Origin of the sequence: Streptomyces sp. NPDC048057 (assembly GCF_040653095.1) — a bacterium.
Lineage (GTDB): Bacteria > Actinomycetota > Actinomycetes > Streptomycetales > Streptomycetaceae > Streptomyces.
Map to the genome: position 1 here is coordinate 1 of NZ_JBEZNF010000006.1, position 13,056 is coordinate 13,056.

Here is a 13,056-nt window from a genome sequence, read left to right on the forward strand (position 1 = left end):
ACATATTTGGCGTTGACTTTTGGCACGCTGTTGAGTTCTCAAGGAACGGACGCTTCCTTCAAGTCCCTCTCAGGACCCTCCGGGCTTTTCCCTTCAGTCTTGCGTTTCCAACCTTACCAGATGTTTTCTCGTCCGTTTCCGGACTTCGATTTCCATCAGGTGGCCGATTGGATTGACCTTTTGCCTTTCGGCTGATCCGACTTTATCAGAGTTTCTGAGTCGGAATTCCGGCCCTCGTTCGGGACGTTCACCCAGACGCACGAGTGCGTCGGGTTCCCTGCGAGGCGGAGCCGTAAACGTACTGGAGCGGGGCGCCCGGATGCAAATCCGGGCGCCCCGCTCCATGAAGTACGACGTCAGAAGGTCAGACCTCGATGACGACCGGGAGGATCATCGGGCGGCGGCGGTAGGTGTCGGACACCCACTTGCCCACCGTCCGACGGACCAACTGCTGGAGCTGGTGCGGCTCGGCGACGCCGTCGGACGCGGACCGGCCGATCGCCTCCTCGATCTTCGGGATCACGGCGCCGAAGACCGAGTCGTCGATGCCGGAGCCGCGGGCCTGCACGTGCGGGCCGCCGACGACCTTCCCCGTGGTGGAGTCCACCACGACGAAGACGGAGATGAAGCCCTCGTCACCCAGGATGCGGCGGTCCTTGAGGGAGGTCTCGGTGACGTCGCCGACCGAGAGCCCGTCGACGTACACGTAACCCGCCTGGACCTTGCCGACGATCCTCGCCTTGCCGTCGACGAGGTCGACGACCACGCCGTCCTCGGCGATGACGATGTGGTCCTTCGGCACACCGGTCAGGGCGCCCAGCTCGGCGTTGGCCCTCAGGTGGCGCCATTCGCCGTGCACCGGCATCAGGTTCTTCGGCCGGCAGAGGTTGTAGAAGTACAGCAGCTCGCCGGCGGAGGCGTGGCCGGAGACGTGGACCTTGGCGTTGCCCTTGTGGACCACGTTCGCGCCCCAGCGGGTGAGGCCGTTGATCACCCGGTACACCGCGTTCTCGTTGCCCGGGATGAGCGAGGACGCCAGGATCACCGTGTCGCCCTGGACGATCCGGATCTGGTGGTCGCGGTTGGCCATCCGGGAGAGCGCGGCCATCGGCTCGCCCTGGGAACCGGTGCAGACGAGCACGACCTCGTCGTCCGGCAGGTCGTCGAGGGTCTTGACGTCGACGACGAGGCCGGCCGGGACCCGGAGGTAGCCCAGGTCACGGGCGATGCCCATGTTGCGGACCATCGAGCGTCCGACGAACGCGACGCGCCTGCCGTACTCGTGGGCCGCGTCCAGGATCTGCTGGATCCGGTGCACGTGGCTGGCGAAGCTCGCCACGATGATGCGCTTCTGGGCGCTCGCGAAGACCTGGCGCAGCACGTTGGAGATGTCGCGCTCGGGCGGGACGAAGCCCGGGACCTCCGCGTTCGTGGAGTCCGACAGCAGGAGGTCGATGCCCTCCTCGCTGAGCCGGGCGAAGGCGTGCAGGTCGGTGAGCCTGCGGTCCAGCGGGAGCTGGTCCATCTTGAAGTCGCCCGTGTGCACCGCCATGCCCGCGGGGGTGCGGATGGCGACGGCCAACGCGTCCGGGATGGAGTGGTTGACCGCGATGAACTCGCAGTCGAAGGGGCCGATGCGCTCGCGCTGGCCCTCGACGACTTCGAGGGTGTACGGACGGATGCGGTGCTCCTGGAGCTTGGCCTCGATCAGGGCGAGGGTGAGCTTGGAGCCGATCAGGGGGATGTCCGGCTTGAGCCGGAGCAGATAGGGGACGCCGCCGATGTGGTCCTCGTGGCCGTGCGTGAGCACGATGCCCTCGACGTCGTCGAGGCGGTCCCGGATGGTGGTGAAGTCCGGAAGGATCAGGTCGATGCCCGGCTGCTCCTCTTCGGGGAAGAGGACGCCGCAGTCGACGATGAGCAGTCGGCCGTCGTACTCGAAGACCGTCATGTTCCGGCCGATTTCACCGAGGCCACCGAGGGGGGTGACGCGCAGTCCTCCCTTCGGGAGCTTCGGCGGCGGACCGAGTTCGGGATGCGGATGACTCAAAAGACTCTCCTCACCACATACGCCATCGGCCGCTCGGGCACGTGGCGTACATGACATTCGTGCACATGCATGTGCTGAAGTCCTGGCCGGCGCGACGGGGTCGGCCGGCTGGATGCTGTTCTCGTTCTCTTATTCAGTTGTCAGGTCTTGCCATGTCTGGTGTCAGAGCTGGACGCCACCGGCCGCGAGGTCCGCCCTGAGCTGGGCCGTCTCCTGAGGGCTCAGCTCGACGAGGGGCAGTCGCAGCGGGCCGGCGGGCAGGCCCTGGAGGGCGAGCGCGGCCTTGGTGGTGATGACGCCCTGGGTGCGGAACATGCCGGTGAAGACCGGCAGCAGCCGCTGGTGGATCTCGGTGGCCTTCTGGACGTCGCCGCTGGTGTGGGCGTCGATCAGGGCGCGCAGCTCCGGGGTGACCACGTGGCCGACGACGGAGACGAAGCCGACGGCGCCCACGGACAGGAGCGGGAGGTTCAGCATGTCGTCGCCGGAGTACCAGGCGAGGCCGGAGCGGGCGATGGCCCAGCTGGCGCGGCCGAGGTCGCCCTTGGCGTCCTTGTTGGCGACGATCCGCGGGTGCTCGGCGAGCCGGACGATGGTCTCGGTGTCGATCGGGACGCCGCTGCGGCCGGGGATGTCGTACAGCATCACCGGGAGTTCCGTGGCGTCGGCGATGGCCGAGAAGTGCCGGAGCAGGCCCTCCTGAGGGGGCTTGTTGTAGTACGGCGTGACGGCCAGCAGGCCGTGTGCGCCGGCGCGTTCGGCTGCGCGGGCGAGCTCGATGCTGTGGCGGGTGTCGTTGGTGCCGATTCCCGCGACGATCCGTGCCCGGTCCCCGACGGCCTCCAGGACCACCCGGACCAGCTGGTCTTTCTCCGCGTCGCTGGTGGTGGGCGACTCGCCCGTGGTGCCGTTGATGATCAGGCCGTCATTGCCGGCGTCCACCAGGTGGGTCGCCAGGCGCTGGGCACCGTCGACGTCAAGGGCGCCGTCCGGTGTGAACGGCGTGATCATGGCGGTGAGGACCCGCCCGAAGGGGGTCTGCGGAGTGGGGATCGGAGCCATGGGTTACACGCTACTCGCTGCTCAGTGCGGTGTGGCCCTTGAGGGGACGTGACGTACGCCGTGCGACGCGGAGCCCGGCACTGCCTGCTCGGGGGTTCAAGCAGTGCCGGGTCCGTTTGATCAGCCTAGATGAACTTCACGAAACACTGCAATGCGGACACTTCACCCGGGTAATCCGTACATCTGTACCGCTGAGTGCCTCGACCGAGGGACACCTTCGGGCGTCTTTCGGCGTGTGCGCACCGCTTCCGCGGTCGGGCGTCAGGGCGCGACGCGGCCGTTGTCGTTGAACGCGGCGTGCGTCAGCGGCATCAGCCGCGCCCAGTGCTCCTCCATGCGCTCGCCGACCATCTCGATCTCGCGCTGCGGGAAGGACGGCACCTTCGCGTTCTCGTGCTGGGTGCGCAGCCCGAGGAAGTGCATCAGGGAGCGGGCGTTGCAGGTCGCGTACATCGACGAGAAGAGTCCGACCGGCAGGACCGAACGGGCGACCTCGCGGGCGATGCCGGCGTCCAGCATCTCCCGGTAGGTCTCGTACGAGCGCCGGTAGGAGTCCGCCATGGCGTCGCTGACGACCTTGTGCTGCTCCGGACTGCCGTCGATGAAGACGTACTTTCCGGGGCGGCCCTCCTGGACCAGCTTGCGGTCCTGGGCGGGCACGTAGAAGACGGGCTGGAGCTCCCGGTAGCGGCCCGACTCCTCGTTGTACGACCAGCCGACGCGGTGCCGCATGAACTCGCGGAAGACGAAGATCGGGGCGCTGATGAAGAAGGTCATCGAGTTGTGCTCGAACGGGCTGCCGTGCCGGTCGCGCATCAGGTAGTTGATGAGCCCCTTGGACCGCTCCGGGTCCTTGCCGAGTTCGTCGAGGGACTGTTCGCCGGCCGTGGAGACGCGGGCGGCCCACAGCACGTCGGAGTCGGCGGCGCTGTGCTTCACCAGCTCCACGGTGACGTCGCCCCGGAAGATCGGTGCGGTGGGGTCGATGGGGGTGTCGGTCACCGGTGAAGGTCCTTTCACCTGGGGCTGGGCTGGGGCGGCACCACCTTAATCCACCCCTCCCCGCGCCCTTCTTCGGTCGATTCGTCGAAATCGGGCACCGAATCGCCGTTTCGTGCGTCTGTAGGGGTGGAGGCGTCACCGATCTCGACGCCAGTACACCGTCATCGCACACAGATTGCACACCTGAGGAGCGTGGTCCGATGTTCCGCCGGCGGGAAGCCGTCCCGTTCTCGTTCGTTGCCGAGTCCGAGAGCTTCCGTAGCAACGTCACGCCCCCGCCGCGTGAACGCGCCACCGCCTCCCAGCTCACCGGTCGTACGGTGACCGGGCTGCTGATCGTCGCCGGGCTGGTCGGCTCGCTGCTCTTCGGTCTGCCGGCGCTGGAATCCCCCCAGAGCCCCGCGCACTCCCAGCAGAACGAGGCGACGGAACGGGGCTGACCCGTACGGACCCCCTGGGGTGGTCGAGTGCTGGGCGCCTCGGTAGCCTCACCCGTCACAGCCCCCATCCGAGTGTGCTGGTGAGTGAGGAACAGTCGTGCCCCTGCCCTTCTTGACGGCCGACCGCGCGTTCGACGCCAACGCGGAGGATTCCGACGACATCGCATTGCCCTTCGACGACCACGACCAGTGGCGTCGGCCGTACCGCCCGGGACCGTGGCGGGTGGGCGCGGCGGCGGTGCTCCTGCTGCTGGCGAGCTTCGTGATGCTCGCCGCCATGATCATCGCCTTCGCGGGTGCGATGTCCGGCGCCGGGCTCTGTCTGGCCCTGGGACTGGTGGTGATCGCGCTGGCCCTGAGACTGCTGAGGGCCGGGGTGTGGGTGAGCCGGCACGGTCTGCGCAGAGTGGGGTTCTTCGCCACGACGACGCTGCCGTGGAGCCAGGTGGCCGATGTGCGCACGGTCCAGCAGCCGGTGCGGTGGCTGGGACTGCCGCGTACGGTCCAGGGGCAGGCGCTGCTGCTGGGCCGGAAGGGGCAGGGCGAGCCCCTGGGGCTGCTGACGGACCACAACGCGGACTTCCTGTCCCGGGTGGAAGCCTTCGAGCGCGCCGCGGACACGGTCGAGGCGTGGGCTGCGGAGTACGGGACGGAAACGCACTGACAAAGCCTGCGGACGAAGCAACACGGCGAAGGGACGAGCACTGGTGCTCGTCCCTTCGCCGTGTTGCTGTCACTAGCCGCTCGTACGGGCCGATTCGTGCAGGGTGATCGCGCGCTGCATCGCCTTGCGCGCCCGCGGGGTGTCCCGGGCGTCGTGGTACGCCACGGCGAGCCGGAACCAGCAGCGCCAGTCGTTCGGCGAGTCCTCGGTCTCGGCGCGGCGCCGGGCGAAGACCGCGTCCGCCGCGTCCCGGTCGATCCGTCCGCTGGGGGTGCGGGCGAGGTCGTCGACCGGCAGCCCGCCCTCGGCGTCGAGTTCGGCGGCCAGTCGGTTGGCCCGGGTCACGAAGCGGGTGTTCTTCCAGAGGAACCACACCCCGATGACGGGCAGCATCAGCACGGCGACGCCGAAGGCGACCGTGAGCAGGGTGCCCTGCTGGATGAGCAGGACGCCGCGGCTGCCGACCAGGACGAAGTAGACGGCCAGGGCGGCTGCCGTGATGAAGTACGTGATTTTCGCGCGCATGTCGGTCTCGTCGGGGGCCGGGGTGGGGATCGGACGGTCAGCCGAGGTCGAGGAAGTTCTCCAGGCCGACGGTCAGACCGGGCGTGGAGACGACTCGACGGACGCCGAGCAGGATGCCGGGCATGAAGCTGCTGTGGTGCAGCGAGTCGTGGCGGATGGTGAGGGTCTCGCCCTCGCCGCCGAGCAGGACCTCCTGGTGGGCGAGGAGGCCCCGCAGGCGTACGGCGTGCACCGGCACGCCGTCGACGTCGGCGCCGCGGGCGCCCTCCAGCGCGGTCTCGGTGGCGTCCGGCTGCGGGCCGAGCCCGGCCTCGGCGCGGGCGGCGGCGATCAGTTGGGCGGTACGGGTGGCGGTGCCGCTGGGGGCGTCCGCCTTGTGCGGGTGGTGCAGCTCGACGACCTCGACGGAGTCGAACCAGCGCGCCGCCTGCTGGGCGAACTTCATCGTGAGGACGGCGCCGATGGAGAAGTTCGGCGCGATGAGCACACCGGTCTTCGGGGAGTCGTCGAGTGCGGAGCGCAGCCGCGCCAGTCGCTCCTCGGTCCAGCCGGTGGTGCCGACGACGGCGTGGATGCCGTGGCGCACGCAGAAGTCCAGGTTGTCCTGGACGGCCGCCGGGTTGGTCAGCTCGACCACGACCTGGGCGCCGGACTCCACCAGGGTCTCCAGCCGGTCGCCGCGGCCGAGGGCGGCGACCAGGTCCAGGTCCTCCGCGGACTCCACGGCCCGTACGGCCTCCGAGCCGATCCGGCCCCTGGCGCCGAGGACCGCCACGCGCAGCTTGCTCATCTGTCTCTTTCCTCCGGGGCGTACTGGATCGGGTCGGGCTCTCGGACCGTGGAGTCGTCGCGCTGTCGTGCCTAGGTGACCGTCTCGTGGAGGCGGTCGGCCTGACGGTCCTTGAGCGGACCGATGACCGCCAGCGAGGGGCGGTGCCCCAGGACGTCCGCCGCCACGGCCCGTACGTCGTCGGGGGTGACGGCGGCTATCCGGGCCAGCATCTCGTCGACGGACATCTGGGCGCCCCAGCACAGCTCGCTCTTGCCGATACGGTTCATCAGCGCGCCGGTGTCCTCCAGGCCCAGCACGGTGGAGCCGGAGAGCTGGCCGATGGCGCGGCCGATCTCGTCGTCGGTGAGGCCCTCGCCGGCCACTCGGTCCAGCTCGTCCCGGCAGATCTTGAGGACGTCGTGGACCTGGCTGGGGCGGCAGCCCGCGTAGACGCCGAAGAGGCCGCAGTCGGCGAAGCCCGAGGTGTACGAGTACACGCTGTAGGCGAGGCCGCGCTTCTCCCGGACCTCCTGGAAGAGGCGGGAGGACATGCCGCCGCCGAGCGCGGTGTTCAGCACGCCGAGGGCCCAGCGGCGGTCGTCGGTGCGGGCGAGGCCCGGCATGCCGAGGACGACGTGCGCCTGCTCGGTCCTGCGGTTGAGGAGGTCCACCCGGCCGGCCGTGCGCAGGCTGCGGCGGCCGTCGCGCGGGGCGAGCGGGGCCGCGTCCGTACGGGTCAGGGCGCCGGCCTTCTCGAAGGCTCGGCGGACCTGGCGCACCACGGCGGCGTGGTCGACGTTGCCCGCGGCGGCGACCACCAGGTGGGTGGGGTCGTAGTGCTTGCGGTAGAAGCGGCGGACCCGCTCCGCGGTGAGCGCGTTGACGGTGTCGACCGTGCCGAGGACGGGGCGGCCGAGCGGGGTGTCACCGAACATGGTCTGCGCGAAGAGGTCGTGCACGCAGTCGCCCGGGTCGTCCTCGGTCATCGCGATCTCTTCGAGGATCACGCCGCGTTCGGCGTCCACGTCCTCCTGGAGGATCAGCGAGCCGGTGAGCATGTCGCAGACCACGTCGATGGCGAGCGGCAGGTCGGTGTCGAGGACCCGGGCGTAGTAGCAGGTGTACTCCTTCGCCGTGAAGGCGTTCATCTCGCCGCCGACCGCGTCGATCGCCGAGGAGATGTCGAGGGCGGACCGCCGGTGGGTGCCCTTGAAGAGGAGGTGCTCCAGGTAGTGCGTGGCGCCGTTGAGGGACGGGGTCTCGTCCCGGGAGCCGACGTGCGCCCAGATGCCGAAGGTGGCGGAGCGCACCGACGGCAGGGTCTCGGTGACGATCCGCAGACCGCCGGGGAGGGTGGTGCGGCGGACGGTGCCGATGCCGTTCTCGCCCTTGAGGAGCGTTTGGGTACGGGCTACGGCCCGCACCTCCTCGGAGGTGCGGGCCGTAGCCTTGAAGCCGCGCGACGTCACTTGGCAGCGTCGTCCTTCTTGTCCGCCGCGTCGTCGCCGTCCTCGCCCTCGATCACGGGGATGAGGGAGAGCTTGCCGCGGGAGTCGATCTCGGCGATCTCGACCTGGACCTTGGCGCCGACGCCGAGGACGTCCTCGACGTTCTCCACGCGCTTGCCGCCGGCGAGCTTGCGGATCTGCGAGATGTGCAGCAGTCCGTCCTTGCCGGGGAGCAGCGAGACGAAGGCGCCGAAGGTGGTGGTCTTGACGACCGTGCCCAGGTAGCGCTCGCCGACCTCGGGCATCGTCGGGTTGGCGATGCCGTTGATGGTGGCGCGGGCGGCCTCGGCGGCCGGGCCGTCGGCGGCACCGATGTAGATCGTGCCGTCGTCCTCGATGGTGATCTCGGCGCCGGTGTCCTCCTGGATCTGGTTGATCATCTTGCCCTTGGGGCCGATGACCTCGCCGATCTTGTCCACGGGGATCTTGACGGTGATGATCCGCGGGGCGTTGGGGGACATCTCGTCCGGGGTGTCGATCGCTTCCATCATCACGTCGAGGATGTGGAGGCGGGCGTCACGGGCCTGCTTGAGGGCCGCGGCCAGGACGGAGGCCGGGATGCCGTCCAGCTTGGTGTCGAGCTGGAGGGCGGTGACGAACTCCTTCGTACCGGCGACCTTGAAGTCCATGTCGCCGAAGGCGTCCTCCGCACCGAGGATGTCGGTGAGGGTGACGTAGTGCGTCTGGCCGTCGATCTCCTGGGAGATCAGGCCCATGGCGATGCCGGCGACGGGGGCCCTGAGCGGCACACCGGCGTTCAGCAGCGACATGGTGGAGGCGCAGACCGAGCCCATCGAGGTGGAGCCGTTGGAGCCGAGGGCCTCGGAGACCTGACGGATCGCGTACGGGAAGTCCTCACGGCTCGGGAGCACCGGCGCGATCGCCCGCTCGGCGAGCGCCCCGTGGCCGATCTCGCGGCGCTTGGGGGAGCCGACGCGACCCGTCTCACCGACGGAGTACGGCGGGAAGTTGTAGTTGTGCATGTAGCGCTTGCGGGTCACCGGGGAGAGGGTGTCCAGCTGCTGCTCCATGCGGAGCATGTTGAGGGTGGTGACGCCCAGGATCTGGGTCTCGCCGCGCTCGAACAGGGCGGAGCCGTGCACCCGCGGGATGGCCTCGACCTCGGCGGCCAGGGTGCGGATGTCGGTGACGCCGCGGCCGTCGATGCGGACCTTGTCCTTGATGACGCGCTCGCGCACCAGGGACTTGGTCAGCGAGCGGTAGGCGGCGGAGATCTCCTTCTCGCGGCCTTCGAACTGCGGGAGCAGCTTCTCGGCGGCGACCGCCTTGATGCGGTCCAGCTCCTCCTCGCGCTCCTGCTTGCCAGCGATGGTGAGCGCCTGGGCCAGCTCGCCCTTGACGGCTGCGGTCAGGGCGTCCAGGACGTCGTCCTCGTAGTCGAGGAAGACCGGGAACTCGCCCTCGGGCTTGGCGGCCTTGGCGGCGAGGTCCGACTGGGCCTTGCACAGGACCTTGATGAAGGGCTTGGCGGCCTCCAGGCCGGCGGCGACGACCTCCTCGGTCGGGGCCTCGGCACCGCCCTTGACCAGCTCGATGGTCCGCTCGGTGGCCTCGGCCTCGACCATCATGATCGCGACGTCGCCGTCCTCCAGGACGCGACCGGCGACGACCATGTCGAAGACGGCGTCCTCCAGCTCCGTGTGGGTCGGGAAGGCGACCCACTGGCCCTTGATCAGGGCGACGCGGGTGCCGCCGATGGGGCCGGAGAAGGGCAGGCCGGCGAGCTGCGTGGAGCAGGAGGCGGCGTTGATGGCGACCACGTCGTAGAGGTGGTCGGGGTTGAGCGCCATGACCGTCTCGACGATCTGGATCTCGTTGCGCAGGCCCTTCTTGAAGGAGGGGCGCAGCGGGCGGTCGATCAGGCGGCAGGTGAGGATCGCGTCCTCGGAGGGCCGGCCCTCGCGGCGGAAGAAGGAGCCGGGGATCTTGCCGGCGGCGTACATCCGCTCTTCGACGTCGACGGTCAGCGGGAAGAAGTCCAGCTGGTCCTTGGGCTTCTTGGAGGCCGTGGTGGCCGACAGCACCATGGTGTCGTCGTCGAGGTAGGCGACGGCGGAGCCGGCGGCCTGACGGGCGAGGCGGCCCGTCTCGAAGCGGATGGTGCGGGTGCCGAAGGAGCCGTTGTCGATGACGGCCTCGGCGTAGTGGGTCTCGTTCTCCACTAGCGTGTTCTCCGTTACGTTGCGTTACGTTGTCGTCTTTTCGTCCCCGGGCCCGTGTGGCGGGGGGACGGGTGGAGAAGCGCTCGTACGGGGCCGGTCTTCGATCGAAGCACCCGGGGTTCGAGTCCCGGGCGCCACTACCGAGGACCGGCGTCGGCGAGTCGACCTTCTCACGTCTTCTGTCTGTTGTTGTGCGACCAGACTAAAGGCCGGACGGCTGGTCGCGCACGTACAGCGGGCACGTCCGGCGAATCGGTCGCCGTGCACGGTGCACGTGTCCCTAAACGAAGAGGAGCGGTCCCCTAGGGCGGGAACCGCTCCCCTTCACGGCGTCTTACTTGGCGCCGCCGGCCGCACCGCGGCGGATGCCGAGGCGGTCGACCAGGGCACGGAAGCGCTGGATGTCCTTCTTGGCCAGGTACTGCAGCAGGCGGCGGCGCTGGCCGACGAGGATCAGCAGACCACGGCGGGAGTGGTGGTCGTGCTTGTGGATCTTCAGGTGCTCGGTCAGGTCCGAGATGCGGCGGGAGAGCATCGCGACCTGGACCTCGGGGGAGCCGGTGTCGCCCTCCTTGGTGCCGAACTCGGTCATGATCTGCTTCTTGACGGCGGCGTCGAGAGACACTCGGTACTCCTCATGTGATGTTCGAAGCGCCTTCGAGTGCCCCTGGCGTGTTCTCAGGAGGGCTTCCGTGACTCGGAGGCGAAGGTCCGATGAGCGCTGTTCCCAGGAGGCCGGTCCCCGGGGTGCGGGGTCCGGTCGAGTCCGGGAACGCGTACACAAACGGCCGTCACACAGCGTACCAGCCCCTTGGAGCTGCCCGCCCCGCACTTCACCCCCCTGACCTTTGCGCTGGTCAGGGGGGTGATGGCGGTGAGCTGCACTGAGGTTACGAGGTCAGGGCGCGGATCGAGTGGTACACGTCGAAGACCGCAAGGCACAGCGGCAGCAGGGTCAGCAGGACGAAGGTCTCCGCGACCTCCAGGAAGCGGCCCCAGAAGGGGGTGACGCCCTTGCCCGGCACGATGAGGCCGATGGCGGTGATCACCGCGGCGACGCCGGCGACGGCCGCGGCGAGCCAGACCGTACGGATGTCCAGGGCGGTGGTGTCGCCCCGGAGCGCGTCCATCATCAGCTCGACCGGCGGGTTGATCGCCAGGCCGAGGCCGAGGGCGACCAGGGAGGCGAGGCCGGCGGCGAGGGCGCAGCCGACCTGCGCGGTGTAGCGGAAGAGGTGGGCGCGCATCAGCATGGCCACGCCGGTGGCGAGGGCGAGGAGCTGGCCCCACAGGTTGCTGGAGAAACCGAGGACCACGGCGGAGCCGGCGGCGACCAGGGCGCAGCCGCCGACGAGGCCCACGAGGAGTTCGTGGCCGCGGCGGGCCTGGGCGGCGATGCGCTGGCCGTCGACCGGGCCGCTGGGCTCGGGGTCGGTGCCGTAGTCGCCGACCGTGGTGCGCGGCGGGTCGAAGCCGATGGGCAGGCGTGCGAAGCGGGTGGACAGGCCCGGCAGGAAGGCGAGGGCGCCGACGGCGAGCGGGGAGCACATCGCGGCGGTCTCGACCGGGGTCAGCTCCTGGAGGATCGCGACGAAGGTGGCGATCACGCCGATGGTGGCGGCGAAGACGAAGGCGACGAAGGGGCCGTCGCCGCCGGGGGCGACGATGGTGAGGATCACGGCGAAGAGCAGGACCGCGGCGCAGGCGAGCAGGAACTGGAGCTTGCCGACGCCTTCGCCGTCGGCGGGCGGCAGCAGTCCGGTGCCGCCGATCGCGGCGTTCGCCATGGCGCCGACGCCGAGGGCGACGGCGGAGGCGCGGTCGTCGTAGACCCGGGCGCGCACGCAGGCGAGCACGAGCAGGAGCACGGCCATGACGCCGGCGAGGACGCCGGACAGTCCGTGCATCTCGTTGCGCGGGTCGGAGGTCCACAGCACGAAGGCGAGCAGGAGCAGCAGCACGGACCCGCCGAAGAGGCCCGCGCCGCGCATCAGGCCGTCGCTCCACAGCGTGCGGTCCTTGGCGACCGCGGAGGCGACCGCGTCGGAGACGTCGTCGAAGACGGCCGGGGGCAGCGACTCGGCGAAGGGACGCAGCGACAGCAGTTCGCCGTCGAGGATGCGCTGGGCACCCAGGGAGCGGGCGCTGTCGAGGACGGTGCCGTCGCGGCGGACGAGGTGGTAGCCGACGGGGGCGCCGGGTTCGGGGCTCTGCCCGGACAGTCGCAGGATCTCCGGGTAGAGGTCCGCGATGGCGATGTCCTCGGGCAAGGCCACGTCGACGCGTCCGTCCGGCGCGACGACCGTCACCCGGCAGAAGCCGGTTCCACTGCTGGACGGGGTCACGGGTCCCGGGGAACCGGGTCCGTGCGCCGCCGCTGAGGCCGTCATACTCACCTGCTGCATCCCCTCGTGTTCTTCACATGCACCGGCTCGCGCGTGCCGCACGTCCGGACGTGGCCGGTCGTGCGGCCGGACCGTCCGCACGGGGTCGTCGCCCGTGCGGTGCCGTCGCTGCGTACGGCGTCGACATGGGTACGGGTCGTTGGTACGGGGTCATCGCGCGCATTGTCCGCGCGCACACCGACTTCATACAGAGGCTTCACACTTCACCTGCATACGACCCCCGCGCCGCAGCTCCGCACCAAAGGTCCGGCTTTGCACCGCTCCCGAACGACCCGAATTCAGACACTCGACCCGAATTCACTTCGTCCGGGGCATTCAGCGGTGAGTTCGGTCAGTTCGACGCGACGATTCCGCATCGCCCCGCCCGACCGCCCCGTTCGCACCCCGTTCACCGCGGCAGTTCGCGGCGGATCGCGGCTGTGCCCCCGCATCTCGTCACCCTACC

At 69.6% G+C, this 13,056-nt stretch carries 12 protein-coding genes; 3 read left to right on the plus strand and 9 right to left on the minus strand.

What is annotated here, in order from left to right; genetic code table 11:
- A partial coding sequence (locus tag AB0E05_RS08210; RefSeq protein ID WP_361960598.1) for a hypothetical protein occupies window positions 1–195 on the plus strand: 195 nt, incomplete at its 5' end.
- 169 nt (window positions 196–364) lie between these two features.
- Here the strand turns inward: AB0E05_RS08210 and AB0E05_RS08215 are convergent.
- The 3 genes from AB0E05_RS08215 to thyX form a co-directional block, all read right to left on the minus strand.
- Window positions 365–2,050: a ribonuclease J gene (locus AB0E05_RS08215; RefSeq protein WP_361960600.1), complete on the minus strand. Its 1,686-nt coding sequence runs from the start codon at window positions 2,048–2,050 to the stop codon at window positions 365–367.
- 162 nt (window positions 2,051–2,212) lie between these two features.
- On the minus strand, window positions 2,213–3,112 hold the full coding sequence (gene dapA / locus AB0E05_RS08220) for a 4-hydroxy-tetrahydrodipicolinate synthase (protein ID WP_361960602.1): 900 nt from the start codon (window positions 3,110–3,112) through the stop codon (window positions 2,213–2,215).
- 261 nt (window positions 3,113–3,373) lie between these two features.
- Window positions 3,374–4,114: an FAD-dependent thymidylate synthase gene (thyX, locus tag AB0E05_RS08225; RefSeq protein WP_361960604.1), complete on the minus strand. Its 741-nt coding sequence runs from the start codon at window positions 4,112–4,114 to the stop codon at window positions 3,374–3,376.
- A 200-nt stretch (window positions 4,115–4,314) separates the two neighbouring features.
- On the opposite strand from thyX, the gene AB0E05_RS08230 reads away from it, so the two are divergent.
- Together AB0E05_RS08230 and AB0E05_RS08235 are read left to right on the plus strand one after the other, a co-directional pair.
- Window positions 4,315–4,554, plus strand: coding sequence for a hypothetical protein (locus AB0E05_RS08230; protein WP_361960606.1), 240 nt, complete (start codon window positions 4,315–4,317; stop codon window positions 4,552–4,554).
- Window positions 4,555–4,651: 97 nt separating this feature from the next.
- Entirely contained in the window at window positions 4,652–5,218 is a 567-nt protein-coding gene (locus AB0E05_RS08235; protein WP_361960608.1) for a PH domain-containing protein, read from the plus strand.
- A 72-nt stretch (window positions 5,219–5,290) separates the two neighbouring features.
- Here the strand turns inward: AB0E05_RS08235 and AB0E05_RS08240 are convergent, their stop codons facing one another.
- The 6 genes from AB0E05_RS08240 to eccD form a co-directional block, all read right to left on the minus strand.
- On the minus strand, window positions 5,291–5,743 hold the full coding sequence (locus tag AB0E05_RS08240; protein ID WP_361960610.1) for a hypothetical protein: 453 nt from the start codon (window positions 5,741–5,743) through the stop codon (window positions 5,291–5,293).
- A gap of 37 nt (window positions 5,744–5,780) precedes the next feature.
- Window positions 5,781–6,533: a 4-hydroxy-tetrahydrodipicolinate reductase gene (gene dapB, locus AB0E05_RS08245; RefSeq protein ID WP_361960612.1), complete on the minus strand. Its 753-nt coding sequence runs from the start codon at window positions 6,531–6,533 to the stop codon at window positions 5,781–5,783.
- Between the two features lie 71 nt (window positions 6,534–6,604).
- Entirely contained in the window at window positions 6,605–7,984 is a 1,380-nt protein-coding gene (locus AB0E05_RS08250; protein WP_361960614.1) for a pitrilysin family protein, read from the minus strand.
- Window positions 7,981–10,206, minus strand: a complete 2,226-nt coding sequence (locus AB0E05_RS08255; RefSeq protein ID WP_361960616.1) for a polyribonucleotide nucleotidyltransferase — start codon at window positions 10,204–10,206, stop codon at window positions 7,981–7,983. The genes AB0E05_RS08250 and AB0E05_RS08255 overlap by 4 nt, the downstream gene beginning before the upstream one ends.
- 334 nt (window positions 10,207–10,540) lie before the next feature.
- Complete coding sequence (gene rpsO, locus AB0E05_RS08260) at window positions 10,541–10,831, minus strand: 30S ribosomal protein S15 (protein ID WP_361960618.1); 291 nt, start codon at window positions 10,829–10,831, stop codon at window positions 10,541–10,543.
- A 265-nt stretch (window positions 10,832–11,096) separates the two neighbouring features.
- Window positions 11,097–12,596: a type VII secretion integral membrane protein EccD gene (gene eccD, locus AB0E05_RS08265; protein ID WP_361961058.1), complete on the minus strand. Its 1,500-nt coding sequence runs from the start codon at window positions 12,594–12,596 to the stop codon at window positions 11,097–11,099.
- Between the last annotated feature and the right edge of the window lie 460 nt (window positions 12,597–13,056).